The 17,065-nt window shown below is 63.8% G+C and carries 15 protein-coding genes and 4 tRNA genes; 3 read left to right on the forward strand and 16 right to left on the reverse strand.

All coding sequences use genetic code 11. The features are described from left to right. Positions 1–39: 39 nt before the first annotated feature. On the forward strand, positions 40–585 hold the full coding sequence (locus ACK1VC_RS08445) for a cytochrome b (protein ID WP_016485535.1): 546 nt from the start codon (positions 40–42) through the stop codon (positions 583–585). On the opposite strand, the gene ACK1VC_RS08450 is transcribed toward ACK1VC_RS08445, so the two are convergent. Beyond that, a complete protein-coding gene (locus ACK1VC_RS08450) occupies positions 537–1,466 on the reverse strand; it encodes a 1-aminocyclopropane-1-carboxylate deaminase/D-cysteine desulfhydrase (protein ID WP_191087414.1) in 930 nt (309 codons plus the stop codon). The two genes, ACK1VC_RS08445 and ACK1VC_RS08450, sit on opposite strands and share 49 nt — an antisense overlap. Before the next feature lie 51 nt (positions 1,467–1,517). After that, positions 1,518–3,554: an NADPH-dependent 2,4-dienoyl-CoA reductase gene (locus tag ACK1VC_RS08455; RefSeq protein ID WP_095117040.1), complete on the reverse strand. Its 2,037-nt coding sequence runs from the start codon at positions 3,552–3,554 to the stop codon at positions 1,518–1,520. A 192-nt stretch (positions 3,555–3,746) separates the two neighbouring features. Between ACK1VC_RS08455 and ACK1VC_RS08460 the strand changes: the two genes are divergently transcribed. Together ACK1VC_RS08460 and ACK1VC_RS08465 are read left to right on the forward strand one after the other, a co-directional pair. Continuing rightward, on the forward strand, positions 3,747–4,865 hold the full coding sequence (locus ACK1VC_RS08460) for a nitrilase-related carbon-nitrogen hydrolase (protein WP_016485532.1): 1,119 nt from the start codon (positions 3,747–3,749) through the stop codon (positions 4,863–4,865). A gap of 4 nt (positions 4,866–4,869) precedes the next feature. Beyond that, positions 4,870–5,910 (forward strand): AraC family transcriptional regulator, encoded by a 1,041-nt coding sequence (locus ACK1VC_RS08465; RefSeq protein ID WP_096425774.1) that lies wholly within the window; start codon positions 4,870–4,872, stop codon positions 5,908–5,910. Positions 5,911–6,141: 231 nt separating this feature from the next. Here the strand turns inward: ACK1VC_RS08465 and ACK1VC_RS08470 are convergent, their stop codons facing one another. From ACK1VC_RS08470 to truA, 14 genes are all read right to left on the reverse strand, one after another. Continuing rightward, entirely contained in the window at positions 6,142–6,969 is an 828-nt protein-coding gene (locus ACK1VC_RS08470) for a DUF2242 domain-containing protein (RefSeq protein ID WP_096425773.1), read from the reverse strand. Positions 6,970–7,167: 198 nt separating this feature from the next. Further along, positions 7,168–7,244 (reverse strand) — tRNA-Asp (locus tag ACK1VC_RS08475). A gap of 141 nt (positions 7,245–7,385) precedes the next feature. Further along, positions 7,386–7,462 (reverse strand) — tRNA-Asp (locus tag ACK1VC_RS08480). 100 nt (positions 7,463–7,562) lie between these two features. Next, positions 7,563–7,639 (reverse strand) — tRNA-Asp (locus ACK1VC_RS08485). Positions 7,640–7,703: 64 nt separating this feature from the next. Next, positions 7,704–7,779: transfer RNA gene (locus ACK1VC_RS08490), tRNA-Val, on the reverse strand. Positions 7,780–8,017: 238 nt separating this feature from the next. Next, positions 8,018–8,791, reverse strand: a complete 774-nt coding sequence (locus tag ACK1VC_RS08495) for an SDR family oxidoreductase (RefSeq protein ID WP_191087413.1) — start codon at positions 8,789–8,791, stop codon at positions 8,018–8,020. Continuing rightward, on the reverse strand, positions 8,788–9,999 hold the full coding sequence (locus tag ACK1VC_RS08500; RefSeq protein WP_016485527.1) for an O-succinylhomoserine sulfhydrylase: 1,212 nt from the start codon (positions 9,997–9,999) through the stop codon (positions 8,788–8,790). Before ACK1VC_RS08500 ends, ACK1VC_RS08495 begins: the two co-directional genes overlap by 4 nt. A gap of 16 nt (positions 10,000–10,015) precedes the next feature. Next, on the reverse strand, positions 10,016–11,521 hold the full coding sequence (gene purF / locus ACK1VC_RS08505; protein ID WP_016485526.1) for an amidophosphoribosyltransferase: 1,506 nt from the start codon (positions 11,519–11,521) through the stop codon (positions 10,016–10,018). Between the two features lie 42 nt (positions 11,522–11,563). Continuing rightward, complete coding sequence (locus tag ACK1VC_RS08510; RefSeq protein ID WP_016485525.1) at positions 11,564–12,121, reverse strand: CvpA family protein; 558 nt, start codon at positions 12,119–12,121, stop codon at positions 11,564–11,566. A gap of 197 nt (positions 12,122–12,318) precedes the next feature. Next, positions 12,319–12,984 carry an SPOR domain-containing protein gene (locus ACK1VC_RS08515; RefSeq protein ID WP_060519099.1) on the reverse strand — a complete coding sequence of 222 codons (666 nt, stop codon included), beginning with the start codon at positions 12,982–12,984 and terminating at the stop codon, positions 12,319–12,321. Beyond that, positions 12,968–14,275: a bifunctional tetrahydrofolate synthase/dihydrofolate synthase gene (folC, locus tag ACK1VC_RS08520; protein ID WP_060519100.1), complete on the reverse strand. Its 1,308-nt coding sequence runs from the start codon at positions 14,273–14,275 to the stop codon at positions 12,968–12,970. Before folC ends, ACK1VC_RS08515 begins: the two co-directional genes overlap by 17 nt. Beyond that, positions 14,275–15,168, reverse strand: a complete 894-nt coding sequence (gene accD, locus ACK1VC_RS08525; RefSeq protein ID WP_016485522.1) for an acetyl-CoA carboxylase, carboxyltransferase subunit beta — start codon at positions 15,166–15,168, stop codon at positions 14,275–14,277. The genes folC and accD overlap by 1 nt, the downstream gene beginning before the upstream one ends. A gap of 215 nt (positions 15,169–15,383) precedes the next feature. After that, on the reverse strand, positions 15,384–16,004 hold the full coding sequence (locus tag ACK1VC_RS08530; protein ID WP_102690268.1) for a phosphoribosylanthranilate isomerase: 621 nt from the start codon (positions 16,002–16,004) through the stop codon (positions 15,384–15,386). A gap of 61 nt (positions 16,005–16,065) precedes the next feature. After that, positions 16,066–16,926 carry a tRNA pseudouridine(38-40) synthase TruA gene (truA, locus tag ACK1VC_RS08535; RefSeq protein WP_016485520.1) on the reverse strand — a complete coding sequence of 287 codons (861 nt, stop codon included), beginning with the start codon at positions 16,924–16,926 and terminating at the stop codon, positions 16,066–16,068. Between the last annotated feature and the right edge of the window lie 139 nt (positions 16,927–17,065).

Consider the following 17,065-nt stretch of genomic DNA (forward strand, 5'->3'; position numbering starts at 1 on the left):
AGCAAGAGCGCCATTTTGACCTGATGACGAGGACCGATCATGGTTTCATCCAACCCCGCGACCCATTACGCACGCGTGTCCATCGCCCTGCATTGGCTGATGCTGGTGCTGCTGGCCGCTGTTTATGCGCTCATCGAACTGCGTGGCCTGTTCCCCAAGGACAGCGCCGAACGCAATCTGATGAAAGACCTGCACTTCATGCTCGGGCTCAGCGTGTTCGTGCTGGTCTGGCTGCGCCTGGCCATGCGCCTGAGCCGCCCTACCCCGCCCATCGTGCCCAAGCCGCCGGCCTGGCAGACCGGGCTTGCGCACCTGATGCACCTGGCGCTGTACCTGCTGATGATCGGCATGCCACTGGCCGGCTGGCTGATCCTCAGCGCCGCCGACAAACCTGTGCCGTTCTTCGGCCTGGAGCTGCCACACCTGATTGGCCCGGACCCGGACCAGGCCAAGTTCATCAAAGGCTGGCATGAACGCGTGGGCAGTTGGGGCTACTGGTTGATCGGCCTGCACGCCCTGGCCGGGCTGTATCACCACTACGTGCAGCGCGACAACACGCTGCTGCGCATGCTGCCCTTCAAGTAACCGCGCCGGCCCTGCAGGCCACCGGTATGCACAACGATCAGGCGAGTGCCGGGCGCAAACAGCCCGGCCTCGACCTGATCACGCAGGGCCAGCAGGGCCTTGCCGGTGTACAGGGCCTCGAGCGGTACACCACTGTGCTGCTCGCACCCGGCAGTGAAGGCCAGCAGCTCATCGTCGAATTTGCCAAAACCGCCACGGCACGCATCGTGTAGCTGGTAGCCGTGTGTACCGGCCAATGCTGCCACCGTCTCCGGCACGCCATGATCCCTGGGCACGGCCAATGCGCCATGTACGACATGCGCACCCGCCTCGGCCAGCACCAGGCCGGCCAGGGTAGTACCGGTTCCAGCAGCCAGCCACCAGGCATCGTAGCCCGACCAGCCCAATGCCGTGAGCTGCGAACGCGCCTGCTGCATGATCAGCGCACAGCCCTGTGCACCAGCCGGGCCGCCGCCGCCTTCGGGGATGCAATGCCAGCCTGGGTAGCGTGACTGCCAGGCCCCCCAGAACCCGGTTTCGTTGCGCGCGCGGTAGCCGCCGTAGCCGAGCCAGTGCAGCTCCATGCCCAACGCCTGAAGGTCACGCACCGTAGGTGTTTCCTGAACGTGGCCCCGCAGCAGGCCGGCGGTGGCGAAGCCGAAGCGCTTGCCGGCGGCGGCCAGGGCGTGCAAGTGGTTGGAGTGATTGCCGCCAAGGCTGATCAGGCCCGGGGCTTTGCTGACGCTGGCTTGCTGCAGGTGATGGCGAAGCTTGAACCACTTGTTGCCGCTGACCAGTGGGTCGATCAGGTCCAGCCGCAGGATGGCGGCCTCGACATTGGCAGTTGCCAGCCAAGGCAGGTCCAGGGGTTGCAGGGGCGCTTGAGGGAGGTCGAAAAGCATCGTGCGAGTTTACCAGCGAAATCCTGGGGCTGCTTTGCAGCCCCAGCAATCTCAGAGTTCCGCCGCCAACCTCGAACCTTGGTTGATCGCCCGTTTGGCATCCAGCTCGGCCGCCACATCAGCCCCGCCAATCAGGTGCACCGACTGCCCCGCCGCCACCAGGCCGTCCTGCAATTCGCGTAGCGGATCCTGGCCAGCGCAGATCACCACGTTATCCACCGGCAGCACCTGCGGCTCGCCGTCGGCCACACGAATGTGCAAACCGGCATCGTCGATACCCAGGTACTCGACACTGTTAAGCATCTGTACCCGCTTGTTCTTCAACCCGGTGCGGTGAATCCAGCCCGTCGTCTTGCCCAGGCCATCACCCACCTTGGACTTCTTGCGCTGCAACAGGTACACCTGCCGCGCCGGCGCATGCGGCTCGGCCTTGATGCCGGCCACACCGCCACGCGCCTCAAGACGGGTATCGATGCCCCACTCCTGCCAGAACGCCTCACGGTCCTGGCTGGTGGCCACGCCTTGGTGCACGAGGTATTCGGAGACATCGAAGCCGATACCACCCGCACCAATGACCGCGACCGCCTTGCCTACCGGCTTGCGTTCAAGCAGCACGTCCAGGTAGCTGAGCACCTTGGCATGCTCAACACCGGGAATGGCCGGGGTACGCGGTGCGATGCCAGTGGCCAGGATGATTTCGTCGTAGCCGCCGCTCACGAGCGCCTGCACGTCGACACGGGTATTCAGGCGCAGGTCCACGCCCGTGCTCTTCACCTTGTTGCGAAAGTAGCGCAGGGTTTCAAAGAATTCTTCCTTGCCCGGCACCCGCTTGGCCACGTTGAACTGCCCCCCGATTTCGCTTGCGCCGTCAAACAGGGTCACCGCGTGGCCCCGCTCGGCCGCCACGGTGGCCGCAGCCAGGCCAGCCGGGCCGGCGCCGACCACGGCAATGCGCTTCACTGCCCGCACGGGCAGGTAGTTGAGCTCGGTTTCGTGGCAGGCACGCGGGTTGACCAGGCAACTGGTCAGCTTGCCGCCGAAGGTGTGGTCCAGGCAGGCCTGATTACAGCCGATGCAGGTGTTGATCTCATCGGCACGGCCAGCCGCTGCCTTGTTGACGAATTCCGGGTCGGCCAGGAACGGCCTGGCCATTGAAACCATATCCGCATCACCTTCGGCCAATACAGCTTCGGCCACTTCCGGCGTATTGATACGGTTGGTGGTGATCAGCGGAATATTCACCACGCCACGCAGCTTGGCCGTGACCTTGCTGAATGCCGCACGCGGCACCTTGGTGGCGATAGTGGGGATACGCGCTTCGTGCCAGCCGATGCCGGTGTTGATCAAGGTCGCGCCGGCCTGCTCGATGGCTTTGGCCAACAGCTCGATCTCGTCCCAGGTGCTGCCACCCTCAACAAGGTCGAGCATCGACAGGCGGAAGATGATGATGAAATTCGGCCCTACCGCGCCGCGTACCCGGCTGACGATTTCCACCGCCAGGCGCATGCGGTTTTCATAGCTGCCGCCCCAGCGATCGGTGCGGTGATTGGTGTGGGCGGCGAGGAACTGGTTGATGAAGTAGCCTTCCGACCCCATGATCTCGACGCCGTCGTAACCCGCGCGCTGGGCCAGTGCCGCGCAATTGACGAAGTCGGCAATCTGTTTCTCGATGCCCTCCTCGTCCAGCGCCTTGGGCGTGAACGGATTGATCGGCGCCTGGATCGCGCTAGGTGCCACCTGCCGAGGGCTGTAAGCGTAACGCCCGGCATGCAGGATCTGCAGGCACACCTTGCCACCCGCCGCGTGCACGGCTTCGGTGACGATGCGGTGCTTGTCGGCCTCTTCTTCGGTACTGAGCTTGGCCGCGCCGGAATACACCCCGCCTTCATCGTTGGGCGCAATGCCCCCGGTGACCATCAGGCCGACGCCCCCACGGGCGCGCTCGGCAAAGTACGCAGCCATGCGCTCGAAACCACCAGGGCGCTCTTCGAGGCCGGTGTGCATAGAGCCCATCAGGGTGCGGTTGCGCAAGGTAGTAAAGCCCAGGTCCAGCGGGGCGAGCAGGTGCGGGTAGCGGTCGGCAGCCATGGAAAAGTCCCCTGGTGGCGTGATCACGGTATGCGGGCACCTCACTGGTCGGCGGGGCCCGTCGTTTGTCTGTCAGCGAGATTAAACAGCCGTTTGAATGGGCTCAATGATCGAAAATGACAAGTTATTGATCCTGACGTACAGCCGGACTACCCTAGGGAACCCTCGGTTCTCAAGGCCTCGTCCTGTTCCATGCGAAAACTCCTGGCAAGCGCGCTGGCGCTGGTGATGATCGCCTCCCTGTGCGGCTACGGCTTCTGGACCCAGCAGCGCCCAGAAGGCCACTACCTGTCCGACCTGCGCATCGAGCTGGCCCTCAACCATGGCGTGCCGGGCGAGCACGGTAATCTGCTGGGCGTCGAGCCGCTGCTGTACCCGGGCGACTACCAGAACCTGCAACGCCTGCACCGCAAGCTCGCGGCTTATCTGGAGCAAGCCCGCGCGCAAGGGCTGGTGAGCCCGCGCACGGTGGTGGTGCTGCCGGAGCACATCGGCACCTGGCTGTGGGCGCGTGGGGAAAAGAATGAGCTTTATCAAGTCACGCACAGCCGCGAGGCCTTGCAGTGGCTGGAGCTGAGCAACCCGCTGCGCTACGGCCTGGCAATACTCGGCGCAGACGGCGACGACTGGCGCGCTGACGCGCATTTGCGCATGAAGGCCGAGCAAATGGCCGCAGACTATCAGCAGTTGTTCGGCGGGTTGGCCAGGGAATTCGGCGTCACCCTGGTGGCCGGCTCCATCGTGCTGCCCGCACCCTATGTCAAACAAGGCGTGCTGCATGCCGGCAGTGGCCCGCTGTTCAACAGCAGCCTGGTGTTTGCCGCAGATGGCTCGCTGCTGGGCCAGCCACAGCGCCAACAGTTTCCCGACAGTGAAATCCGCCGCTACGTCCATGATGGCCGCCAGCAACCGCTGCAAGTGGTGCAAACCCCGGCCGGCCGCTTGGGTGTCCTGGTGGGCAGTGACAGCTGGTATCCGCAAAACCATGAGCAACTGGCACAACAAGCGGTACAGCTGATCGCCAACCCGGTGTTCCTCAGCGGCAAGGGTAGCTGGGAAGCGTCATGGCGCGGCAATCGCCACCAGGACGCCAGCGCAGGGCTGGCCCTGCAACGGGGCGAGGTCAGCGAACAGACTGCCTGGCAACGCCTGACCGAGGCAGCCGGGGCCAGCGTCAGCAGCATGAGCGTGTTCATGCGCGGGCAGTTCTGGGAGCAGGCCAGCGACGGCCAGGGCTTTGCCCGACAGTCGGGTGAGTTGCTGACGGGTCCCCCCAGCCCTGGCGCCCGCCTGCTGAATCTGTGGCTGTAGGCTCATGACCCGCCCCCGCGTACGCCTGGGCGACCTTTCGGTAGGCTTTGTCCAGCCGCTGACAGAGGCCCTGCGCGAACTGGGGCACGACCCCGAGCCCCTGCTGCGCCGTTATGGGCTGGGTGCGCCCCGCCTTGCCGAGGCCGGCGCGCGCTTGTCGATCCCCCGTTACATGCACCTGGGCCACGCAGCCATCGAGCTGAGCGGCGAGGCCGCACTGGGCCTGCACATGGGCCGCCTGAGCCGCCTTGCGCATGCCGGCCTGGCCGGGGTCACCGCCGCCCAGGCACCGACACTGGGCGACGCGGCGCGCACCCTGCTGCGCTTCGAGCCACTGTATGCGGCCAACTACCGTGGCCACTCCAGCTTTGAGGAAGACGCCCAAGGCGCCTGGTTGCGATTCTACTCCATCAGCCCTTACAACGCCTACAACCGCTTCGTGGTCGACTCACTGCTTGCCGGCTGGCTGGCGCAACTTGCCGACCTGGCCGGCACACAGGTGCAGGCCGAGCGCCTGGACATCGAGTTTGCCGCCCCTGCCTACGCCAAGTGTTATCAGGCGCTGTGCAGCACACCTGTACAATTCGCGGCCGAGGGCAACCAGCTGCGGCTAAGCCGCGCAACCCTGCAACTGGCCAACCCAAGGCATTGCCCGAGCACCTGGCAGCACCTGCTGCAACTGTGTGAGGCAGAGCTGCTGCAACGCACACGGGTGCGCAGCCTGGGTGAACGCATTACCCACTTGCTGGGCCCGCTGCTCAATGGCGGCCGTGAACCGGACCTGGAAGAAGTGGCGCTGCACTTACAGCTACCGACCTGGACGTTGCGCCGCAAACTCGCCGAAGAAGGCACGCGCTTTCGCGACCTGCTCAACGAAACGCGGCGCGACCTGGCCGAGACCTATATCCGTGACACGGAGCTGGCCTTCGGCGAGATTGCCTATCTGTTGGGGTTTGCTTCGGCCGAGGCCTTCCAGCGCGCATTCAAGCGCTGGACGGGCCTAACGCCGGGGGAGTTCCGCCGCAACCAGCGGCGGGCGGGCTAAAGCTCGGTAGCGTCTTCAGCCGGTTCCGGGGTGTCCAGTTCGTAAGCCTGGGTTTCGAGTAGTTCTTCCTGGTATTCATCCATCGCCCTGCGTCCTCTTTACTCATATTGTCTTCGTAGGTATCGCCTTCAGCCTAAGCAGGTGGGATGAAGGGATGATGACAAGCTTATGAGTGGTAAACGTAGCAGGGGTTCAGGAAGTTATCGCGGGGTGTCTGTAACAGGCAAACAGTCAAAGGGAGGGTGACGCGGCCTCGGCAGGCTGGGATTGCTGCTCCACCTGAATAGGCGCAGCTTCGGCCGGCGGCGCCACCGGCTGCGAGCCCTGGCTGTCATCCACCACCGGTGCCGCTGCCGCTTCACTGGCCGGGGCAACGGCCGGCGCAGGTGCAACTTGCGCCTCCGGTGCCGCTTCCGGAGCCGGCGCAGGCGCCACCGGGTTCGCCGCTGCCTGCTCAGGTAACCCCAGTTCTACCGCTGGCTTCGGAACCTTGGGCGCCTCGACCTTGGCTTCTTCAACCTTCTTAGGCTTGGGCTTGGGCAGGTAGCTCTCTACCAAGGCGAAATAACGGTCATAGAACTGCGCTGCCGTCACCGTTTCGCTGGCCACCTTGACCATCGAGTCGTCGCTGGAGCCGATCGGCATCGATACCGAACCCAGTACCCCCACGCCCAGGCTGGCAGAGGTGTTGGATTTTTTCAGCGCGTAACGGTCCTGCAGGGCGTTGGCGAACATGGTCGAGCGCTGTTCGTCGCTCACATCCGGCGCACAGGTCACGTTGAAGCTGATCTGCAGGTGATTCTCGCTATTCTGCTGGAAGCTCTTGTTGCCCACCACCTGGTTGGCACCGCTGTTGGTAATGATGTAGCCCTGGCTGAGCAAGGCACGCCGGGCGGCCTCGCAAGTGCCGGCATCGCTCACCGGAAAGCTGCGCGAGAAGGTACCCGAGTCATCGAAGTTCTCGTGCTCGTACACGGCAGTCTTTTTCGAGGAACAACCGGCCACCCCCGCCAGCACCAGGGCCAGCCCGAGCGCACCAAAGACGGAAGATCTGGTCATTGCGAATTCCGGGTAAGTCGAGAAGGTGCCTATTGTGCAACACAGCAGGCAGGCACAGGAACCACTGGTCGGTGAAGAGTCTGTCAGGTTGGTGTAAAAATGGGTAAAGACAGGCTTTCAGCCGCAGAAACAAAAAAAGCGACCCTAAGGTCGCTCTTTTTGTGCTTCAAGGCGTTCAAAGGGGCCTTGAGGCAAAGATGGCGCAGCGGACGGGACTCGAACCCGCGACCCCCGGCGTGACAGGCCGGTATTCTAACCGACTGAACTACCGCTGCGTATCATTCAGGCTTTCACCCGATTGAAACCTGGGTCTACCCTTCCGGCGCCAAGGCCTCAGGGCAGGCACAAAAAAAGCGATAACATGATCGCTTATCTTGTGTTTGCTTCAAGGTGTTCTAGGGACCTTGAAGCGAAGATGGCGCAGCGGACGGGACTCGAACCCGCGACCCCCGGCGTGACAGGCCGGTATTCTAACCGACTGAACTACCGCTGCGTATCGTTCAGGCTTGCACCTGATTGAAACTGGGATCAGCCAAAGACAATTTGCCTTGTGGCTTCAGACCGGTGCAAAGCACCCATCTGTTACTGAAAAATGGCGCAGCGGACGGGACTCGAACCCGCGACCCCCGGCGTGACAGGCCGGTATTCTAACCGACTGAACTACCGCTGCGCAGTGCGTTCCTCTCTGGCCATGGGCTTCTTGCGAAACCTTGCACCAGGAACTTCTCAGGAAGTGGTGGGTGATGACGGGATCGAACCGCCGACCCTCTGCTTGTAAGGCAGATGCTCTCCCGGCTGAGCTAATCACCCTCGCGATGTTGCTTGTTGCGTTTGCTTCGCTGAGGCCGCGAAATTTACGCAGATGGCGAAGCTAAGTCAATAGCCCCATTGAATTTTTTTCAAAAAGGGCAAAATAGTGCGCTTGCCTGTACGGGCCCCTTCGCGGGTAAACCCGCTCCCACAGGTACGGCACAGGTCTTTAGCACTGCGCTGTACCTGTGGGAGCGGGTTCACCCGCGAAGAGGCCCGTAAATGATAAGCAGAATGTTCAGGTGTAGATCATCTTGCGGGTCATGCCGCCGTCGACCACAAACTCCTGGCCAGTGACAAACGCCGCCTGGCGCGACAACAGCCAGGCAACCATGGCCGCCACATCTTCCACGGTGCCCACCCTGCCCGTCGGGTGCTGGGCATGATCGGCGTCGGTCAACGGCTCGGCGCGGCGCTGCGACGGGTCACGGGCATCGATCCAGCCCGGGCTTACCGCATTGACACGAATCTCCGGGCCCAGGCTCATGGCCAGGGCATGGGTCAAGGCCACCAGGCCGCCCTTGCTCGCCGCGTAGGCCTCCGTATCGGGCTCGGACTGCCGCGCCCGGGTGGAGGTAAGGTTGACGATCGCCCCGTTGTGCGCACGCAGGTACGGCGCACAATGCTTGGCCAGCAGCATCGGGCCATTGAGGTTGACCGCCAGCACCCGGTTCCATTGCGCCAGGCTCAGGCTTTCCAGCGTCTGGTTGTGCGGATTGGCGATGGCCGCATTGCACACCAGCGCGTCCAGCCGACCAAACTGCCCGAGCACTTCAGACACCCCGGCACTGACCTGGGCCTCGTCGACAACGTCCATGGTAATGAACCAGGCGTTGTCGCCCAAGGCCTTGGCCACTTTGCTGCCACGCTGCCGGTCGAGGTCGCTCAGCACCACCTGCCAGCCTTCACAGACCAGCCAAGCGGCAATGCCCAAGCCGATGCCGCGCGCGGCACCGGTGACCAAGGCTACCCGGCCATTGTGGCCCGGGGTACTGCCGCGGATTTCGATCACAGTGCGGCCAGCCCGCGTGCAAGGTCGGCCTGCAGGTCGGCCACATCTTCCAGGCCCACGGCAACGCGGATCAGGCTGTCGCGGATACCGGCGGCTTCACGCTCCTGCGCCGACAAGCGGCCGTGGGAGGTGGTGGCCGGGTGAGCGATGGTGGTCTTGCTGTCACCCAGGTTGGTGGTGATGGAAATCACCCGGGTCGCGTCGATAAAGCGCCAGGCGCCCTCTTTGCCGCCCTTGACCTCGAAGCTGACCACCGCACCAAAGCCACTCATCTGGCGCTTGGCCAGCTCGTGCTGCGGATGACTGGGCAGGCCGGCGTAGTGCACCTTCTCCACGCCATCCTGCTGCTCCAGCCATTCGGCCAGGGCCTGGGCGCTTTCGCAGTGCGCACGCATGCGCAGGCGCAAGGTTTCCAGGCCCTTGGTGAAGATCCAGGCATTGAACGGGCTGAGCGTTGGGCCTGCGGTGCGCAGGAAGCCCACCACTTCTTTCATCTGTTCGGCACGGCCGGCAACCACGCCACCCATGCAGCGGCCCTGGCCGTCGATGAACTTGGTGGCCGAGTGGAACACGATGTCGGCACCCAGCTTCAGCGGCTGCTGCAACGCAGGGGTGCTGAAGCAGTTGTCCACCACCAGCATGGCACCGCGGGCATGGGCGATTTCACTGAGCGCGGTGATATCGACCAGCTCGGCCAGCGGGTTGGACGGCGACTCGACGATCAGTAGCTTGGTATTGGCCTTGATGGCCTTTTCCCAGCCACCGAGGTCGACCAGCGGCACGTAGTCCACCTGCACACCAAAGCGCTTGAAGTACTTCTCGAACAGGCTGATGGTCGAGCCGAATACGCTCTGCGATACCAGCACGTGGTCACCGGCACTGCACAGCGACATTACCACGGCCAGGATCGCCGCCATGCCGGTGGAAGTGCCCACGGCCTGCTCGGCGCCTTCCATGGCCGCCAGGCGCCCCTCAAAGGCGCGCACCGACGGGTTTGTGTAACGCGAATAGACGTTGCCCGGTGTTTCACCGGCAAAGCGCGCGGCCGCATCGGCGGCCGTGCGGAACACGTAGCTGGAGGTCAGGAACAGCGCTTCGCTGTGCTCGCCCTCAGGTGTACGGTGTTGACCGGCGCGCACCGCCAGGGTGTCGAAACCGACACCCTCGAGGTCGCTGTCCAGTCGCCCGGCATCCCATTGATCCGTCATGCCGTCGCTCCCTGAATCAGTTGTTGTAGAGGTCGATGATCGCGCTGACGGCCTGGTTCTTGACCTTGGCCAGGTCATTACGGGCCTGCTCGATACGCTCGAGGTAGGCATCGTCGATATCGCCGGTGACGTACTCACCGTTGAACACCGCGCAATCGAAGTGATCGATCTTGATCTTGCCGCCACCGACCGAGTCAATCAGGTCTGGCAAGTCCTGATAGATCAGCCAATCGGCACCAATCAACTCGGCCACTTGTTCGGTGGTACGGTTGTGGGCGATCAGTTCGTGAACACTCGGCATGTCGATGCCGTAGACGTTGGGGTAGCGCACCGCAGGGGCTGCGGAACAGAAGTAGACATTCTTGGCACCGGCTTCACGGGCCATCTGGATGATCTGCTTGCAGGTGGTGCCGCGCACGATCGAGTCGTCCACCAGCATCACGTTCTTGCCGCGGAATTCCAGTTCGATGGCGTTGAGCTTCTGGCGTACCGATTTCTTGCGCGCGGCCTGGCCGGGCATGATGAAGGTACGGCCGATGTAGCGGTTCTTGACGAAGCCTTCGCGGAACTTGACGCCCAGCCGGTTGGCCAGTTCCAGCGCAGCAGTGCGGCTGGTGTCCGGGATCGGGATGACCACGTCGATATCATGCTCTGGGCGCTCGCGCATGATCTTGTCGGCAAGCTTCTCCCCCATGCGCAGACGGGCCTTGTACACCGAAATACCGTCGATGATCGAGTCTGGGCGGGCCAGGTAGACGTGCTCGAAAATGCACGGCTGCAGTTTTGGCGATTCGGCGCACTGCTTGGTGAACAGCTGGCCTTCTTCGGTGATATACACCGCTTCGCCCGGCGCCAGGTCGCGGATCAGGGTAAAGCCGAGCACGTCCAGAGCCACGCTTTCCGAGGCGATCATGTATTCCACGCCTTCGTCGGTGTGACGCTGGCCGAACACTACCGGGCGGATACCGTGGGGATCGCGGAAACCGACGATGCCGTAGCCAGTGACCATCGCCACCACGGCGTAACCGCCGACGCAGCGGCTGTGCACGTGGGAAACAGCGGCGAACACGTCCTCTTCGGTCGGTTGCAGCTTGCCACGCACCGCCAGCTCATGGGCGAACACGTTCAGCAGCACTTCCGAGTCGGAGTTGGTGTTGACGTGGCGCAGGTCGGACTCGTAAATCTCTTTGGCCAACTGCTCGACGTTGGTCAGGTTGCCGTTGTGGGCCAGGGTGATGCCATACGGCGAGTTGACGTAGAACGGCTGGGCCTCGGCCGAGGTCGAGCTGCCTGCCGTCGGATAACGCACGTGGCCAATGCCCATGCTGCCCACCAGGCGCTGCATATGGCGCTGCTGGAAGACGTCGCGCACCAGGCCATTATCCTTGCGCAGGAACAACCGGCCGTCATGGCTGGTCACGATACCGGCAGCGTCCTGGCCGCGGTGCTGGAGGACCGTAAGCGCGTCATACAGCGCCTGATTGACGTTCGACTTACCGACGATACCGACGATGCCACACATGCGACGCAACCCCTACTTTGACGAAACTTGAGTGAATAGCGCTCAGGGCCGGGACGGCCCGAGCAACTGTTCCTTGAACGGAAGATCAGCCGGAGCGCTGATCAACCCACTGGGCGTCCATTGGCCGGTAAAACCCAGGATCAGGTTTTTCGACCAGTCGGCGACCAAGAGAAATTGTGGTATCAGGCGTGATTCCTGCCACCAGGTGTCTTGTTGAACAGGCCCCAGGCTGATCAGGCCTATGGCCACCACTACCAGCAAGGCCCCGCGCGCAGCGCCAAAGGCCATGCCCAGGAAACGATCGGTGCCGGACAGCCCGGTCACACGGATCAGCTCGCCGACAAGGAAGTTGACCATGGCCCCCACCAGCAAGGTGGCGACGAAAAGAATGGCGCAGCCGGCGATGACGCGCATGGATGGCGTCTGGATATAGCTCTCAAGATACACCGAGAGCGAACCGCCGAACATCCACGCAACCGCACCCGCAACGATCCAGATGAGCAACGACAAGGCTTCCTTGACGAAGCCGCGCTTGAGACTGATCAGTGTGGAGACGGCGATGATCGCGATGATCGCCCAATCAACCAAGGTAAATGCCACGGTGCTGCCTGCAGACGTTTGAGGCGGCGCATTTTACCAGAGCGACGGGCTGGGAGTAAGCGGAATGTCGGGTGGATTGGTGTTGGCTTCATCGCCGGCAAGCCACCTTTCATAGAACAAAACATGACCGGGTGATTTGCCAGGCACTCTCTGGAGCTGGCTTGCCGGCGATGGCCGGCAAAGCCGCCCTCGTGCTATCAGCTGCGCTCTGGCTGGAAACGCACCACAAAGCCTTTGAGGCTGTTCTGCCGGTTGATGGCGTCGCGTGTCCGCTCCGCCTCGGCGCGCTCGATCAGCGGCCCGACATACACCCGATTCATTCCGCCCGCCGAGCGGATATAGGCGTTGTAGCCCTGGCTGCGCAGGGTTTGCTGGAGCTTTTCGGCACCGGCACGATTGGACAGGCTGGCCAACTGGATGGACCAACTGACAGGCAAGCCATTGACGTCGATTTTTGAAGGGGCAGCCGGCTTTGCCACTGCTGCGGCAGGTGCCGGGGTGGCCACTGGCTTCGACTCCACTTTAGGCGCAGCAGCCTGTGGCTTGGCCGGCTGGACCTGCGCCTGGGTTTGCGGCGATGGCGTAATGGGCTGACTGGGCGTGGCGGGCGGCGCAGTGGACTCGTCGACCACCACCGCTGGCTGCTCCGGCGCTTGCGCAATCGCCTGCGGCTCGGGCACGGCGACCGGCTCCACCTTCACTTCCGGCAGGCTTGGCATGGCCGGTGCTTGCGGGGCCTCGACGTGCACCTGGCGCATCTCGTCCTCGCGGGTGAACAGCATCGGCAGGAAAATAACCGCCAGCGCCACCAGCACCAGCGCACCCACCATGCGCTGTTTCATCCCTTTATCCAGCACTGCCATCTACTCCACCCTCCTGGGCGTGCCGCTCCAGCCACTCCAGCGCCTGGGCAACACAGAAAAACGAACCGAACAGCAGGACCTGATCATCCGCCGTCGCCTGCGCACATTGCCCTTCAAGGGCGGCGTCGACGCTGGCATAAGACTTCACCGCGGCGCCGAGGTTCGTCAAGGCTGTGGCCAGCTCGGCAGCCGGGCGGCTGCGCGGGGTATCCAGCGGCGCCACGGCCCAGTCGTCGACCAGGCCCTGCAGCGGCGCGACCACGCCTTCCAGGTCCTTGTCGGCGAGCAGCCCGAACACCACCAGGCGACGGCCCTTGGGCGGCCGGGCCGTCAGGCGCCGGGCCAGGTACTCCGCTGCATGAGGGTTATGCCCCACATCCAGCAACAGCTCCACCCGCTTGCCCTGCCAGTTCACCAGGCGGCGATCAAGGCGGCCTGTAATGCGGGTAGCCAGCAGCGCCTGGCGCACCTGCGCGGCATCCCACGGCAGCCCCATCAGCAGGTACGCCTGCAGGGCCAGCGTGGCGTTTTCCATGGGCAGGTCGAGCAGTGGCAGGTCACAAAGCGCAACTTGCGCGCCGTCTGCCGCAGTACCGCGCCAGCTCCAGCCGGCCACGGTGCTGGCCAGATCAAAGTCCCGACCACGCAGGAACAGCGGCGCAGCCAGCTCGGCGGCCTTGTCCAGCAACGGTTGTGGCGGATCGAGGTCGCCGCACAGGGCCGGCTTGCCCGGGCGGAAGATCCCGGCTTTCTCGAAGGCTACCTGCTCGCGGGTATTGCCCAGGTAATCGACATGGTCGACGCCGATGCTGGTCACCAGCGCCAGGTCGGCATCCACCACGTTCACGGTGTCCAGGCGGCCACCAAGCCCCACTTCCAGCACTACGGCATCCAGCTGCGACTGGTAGAACAACCAGAACGCGGCCAGCGTGCCCATTTCGAAGTAGGTCAGGGAAATATCGCCCCGCGCCGCCTCGACGGCGGCAAAGGCTTCGCACAGGCGCTCATCGCTGGCCTCTTGGCCATCGATCACTACCCGCTCGTTGTAGCGCAACAGGTGCGGCGAGCTGTAGACGCCGACCTTGAGCCCCTGGGCACGCAGCAGCGAGGCCACGAATGCGCAGGTCGAGCCCTTGCCATTGGTGCCGGTTACCGTCACCACACGTGGCGCCAGCTTGCCCAGCGCCAGCCGGGCAAGCACCTTCTGCGACCGCTCAAGGCCCATGTCAATGGCCGAGGGATGCAACTGCTCGAGGTAGGCGAGCCATTCGCCCAGGGTTCGTTGTTTCATCACGCGACAGCAGCCGCCTCACGCGCTTGCTCCGGGGTTTCCTGGCCGGTCATCTGTGCCAGCAGGCGGGCCAGACGCGGGCGTAGTTCACCACGGGAGATGATCAGGTCGATAGCACCGTGCTCCAGCAGGAACTCGCTACGCTGGAAGCCTTCTGGCAGCTTCTCGCGTACGGTCTGCTCGATCACGCGTGGGCCGGCGAAGCCAATCAGGGCCTTAGGCTCACCGACGATAACGTCGCCGAGCATCGCCAGGCTGGCAGAAACGCCGCCGTACACCGGGTCGGTCAGCACCGAGATGAACGGGATGCCCTCTTCGCGCAGGCGCGCCAGCACCGCCGAGGTCTTGGCCATCTGCATCAGCGAGATCAGCGCTTCCTGCATGCGCGCACCACCCGAAGCAGAGAAGCAGACCATTGGGCAACGGTGTTCCAGGGCGTAGTTGGCCGCGCGTACGAAGCGTTCGCCGACAATGGCACCCATGGAGCCGCCCATGAACGAGAACTCAAAAGCGCTGACCACGATCGGCATGCCCATCAGGGTGCCGCTCATGGAGATGAGCGCGTCTTTTTCGCCAGTCTGCTTCTGGGCGCCGGCCAGGCGATCCTTGTACTTCTTGCCGTCACGGAACTTCAGGCGGTCGACCGGCTCCAGGTCGGCCCCCAGTTCGGCACGGCCTTCGGCATCCAGGAAGATATCGATGCGCGCACGTGCGCCGATGCGCATGTGGTGGTTGCACTTGGGGCAGACATCCAGGGTTTTTTCCAGCTCCGGACGATACAGCACGGCCTCACAGGCCGGGCACTTGTGCCACAGGCCCTCAGGCACCGAGCTCTTCTTCACCTCGGAACGCATGATCGAAGGGATCAGTTTGTCGACTAACCAGTTGCTCATGCTTTATTTCTCCAGTATCGGCAGGCGGGGGGCGGTGTCACCGCCCTGCCCTGCCCTTGAGCTCAAAATCTTTTATGAAACAATGGTAGACCGGCCACCGGGGCTGCCAGCGTGCCACTCCACCGCTAATGTGTTGTTCCGCCGCCAGCGGCGGCTGCCCCGCAGGGCTGCGAAAGCTATGGACGATGGCGCGCAGCCAGCCGTCACATCTGCCATCACGCCTGTTTCACCGCCTGCATGAAGGCCTCGATTTTCGCCGCGTCCTTGATACCCTTGGCCTGTTCGACGCCACCACTGACATCCACCGCGTAAGGCCGTACCTGGGCAATGGCCTGGCCAACGTTGTCGGCCGACAGCCCGCCCGCCAAGATGATGGGCTTGCTCAGATGTGCCGGCACCAGTGACCAGTCGAACGCTTCACCGGTTCCCCCGGGTACGCCTGCCACGTAGGTGTCCAGCAGTATGCCGCGAGCCCCCGCATAAAGCTGGCAGGCCGCCTCCAGGTCGTCGCTCGGGCGCACCCGCAGGGCCTTGATCCAGGGGCGGTGATAGCCTTCGCAGTCTTGCGGGGTCTCGTCGCCGTGGAACTGTAGCAGGTCCAGCGCAACCACTTCGAGGATCTCGTTCAGCTCGCAACGCGAGGCGTTGACGAACAGACCGACCGTGGTCACGAACGGCGGCAACTCGGCAATGATCGCCCGCGCCTGGCGCACGTCCACGGCCCGCGGGCTCTTGGCATAGAAGACAAAACCGATGGCATCGGCACCCGCCTCGGCAGCAGCCAGCGCGTCTTCGATACGGGTAATCCCGCAGATCTTGCTGCGAACATTGCTCATGGACAGCGAACCCTGATTGTTACGGTGAAAGGCCGGATGTTAGCAAATGGCTATTCGCCCGTCAGTCGGCCAACGCCTCGTAGCCCGTCAAAAAGTGTGGGCCGATGTAACGCTGGGGCAGCGCATACGCCTCGGGGTACTCCACCTGGACCAGGTAAAGCCCGTACGGATGGGCCGTGACCCCGCCTTCACGGCGGTTGCGCCCTTCCAGCACTTCACGCGCCCAGGTGACCGGGCGCTCGCCGGCGCCAATGGCCGTCAGCACACCGACAATATTACGCACCATGTGGTGCAGGAAAGCCGTGGCGCGCACGTCCAGCACGATCATCTGGCCATGGCGGGTAACGCGCAGGTGGTAGATATGCTTGATCGGCGACTTGGCCTGGCACTGGCTGGCGCGGAAGGCGCTGAAGTCGTGGGTGCCAAGCAGGAACTGCGCGGCTTCGGCCATGCGTTCGACATCCAGCGGGCGGTGGTTCCAGGTCACTTCCTCGGCCAGGTGCGCCGGGCGGATCGGGTCGTTGTAGATGACATAGCGGTAGCGCCGGGCACATGCCTTGAAGCGGGCATGGAAGTCGGCCGGCATCGGCCGCGACCAGACCACGCTGATGTCGTGCGGCAGGTTGAAATTGGTGCCCAGGGTCCAGGCGCGCTCGTCGCGTACGGCACGAGTATCGAAGTGCACGACCTGGCCACAGCCATGCACACCGGCATCGGTTCGCCCGGCACAGATCACCGAAACCGGTTCGTTGGCCACCTTGGACAATGCTTGTTCCAGCGCTTGCTGGACGCTGGGTACTCCGCTGGCCTGGCGCTGCCAGCCGCGGTAGCGGGCGCCCTTGTATTCCACGCCCAGGGCGATACGGGAGTAGCCTTCGGCTGCGGATTCGGCGGTAGCGGTGTCGATGATGTCCAAGCGCATGAAACCTGTGGGGTATACGAAATGGCGGGGATTATAACGACAACGGCAGCCTTGTAGGGCTGTGGGGGGGGGGGGGGGGGGGGGGGGGGGGGGGGGGGGGGGGGGGGGGGGGGGGGGGGGGGGGGGGGGGGGGTGGGGG

Source organism: Pseudomonas sp. XP2, assembly GCF_053557975.1.

Bases quoted from the DNA above. Each gene is read 5' to 3' on its own strand.
- ACK1VC_RS08460 (WP_016485532.1), top strand. From the start codon at position 3,747: ATGCGAAAACTCCTGGCAAGCGCGCTGGCGCTGGTGATGATCGCCTCC.
- purF (WP_016485526.1), bottom strand. From the start codon at position 11,521: ATGTGTGGCATCGTCGGTATCGTCGGTAAGTCGAACGTCAATCAGGCG.
- truA (WP_016485520.1), bottom strand. From the start codon at position 16,926: ATGCGCTTGGACATCATCGACACCGCTACCGCCGAATCCGCAGCCGAA.
- ACK1VC_RS08515 (WP_060519099.1), bottom strand. From the start codon at position 12,984: ATGGCAGTGCTGGATAAAGGGATGAAACAGCGCATGGTGGGTGCGCTG.
- ACK1VC_RS08465 (WP_096425774.1), top strand. From the start codon at position 4,870: ATGACCCGCCCCCGCGTACGCCTGGGCGACCTTTCGGTAGGCTTTGTC.
- folC (WP_060519100.1), bottom strand. From the start codon at position 14,275: ATGAAACAACGAACCCTGGGCGAATGGCTCGCCTACCTCGAGCAGTTG.
- ACK1VC_RS08530 (WP_102690268.1), bottom strand. From the start codon at position 16,004: ATGAGCAATGTTCGCAGCAAGATCTGCGGGATTACCCGTATCGAAGAC.
- ACK1VC_RS08450 (WP_191087414.1), bottom strand. From the start codon at position 1,466: ATGCTTTTCGACCTCCCTCAAGCGCCCCTGCAACCCCTGGACCTGCCT.
- ACK1VC_RS08500 (WP_016485527.1), bottom strand. From the start codon at position 9,999: ATGACGGATCAATGGGATGCCGGGCGACTGGACAGCGACCTCGAGGGT.
- ACK1VC_RS08455 (WP_095117040.1), bottom strand. From the start codon at position 3,554: ATGGCTGCCGACCGCTACCCGCACCTGCTCGCCCCGCTGGACCTGGGC.
- ACK1VC_RS08445 (WP_016485535.1), top strand. From the start codon at position 40: ATGGTTTCATCCAACCCCGCGACCCATTACGCACGCGTGTCCATCGCC.
- ACK1VC_RS08470 (WP_096425773.1), bottom strand. From the start codon at position 6,969: ATGACCAGATCTTCCGTCTTTGGTGCGCTCGGGCTGGCCCTGGTGCTG.
- accD (WP_016485522.1), bottom strand. From the start codon at position 15,168: ATGAGCAACTGGTTAGTCGACAAACTGATCCCTTCGATCATGCGTTCC.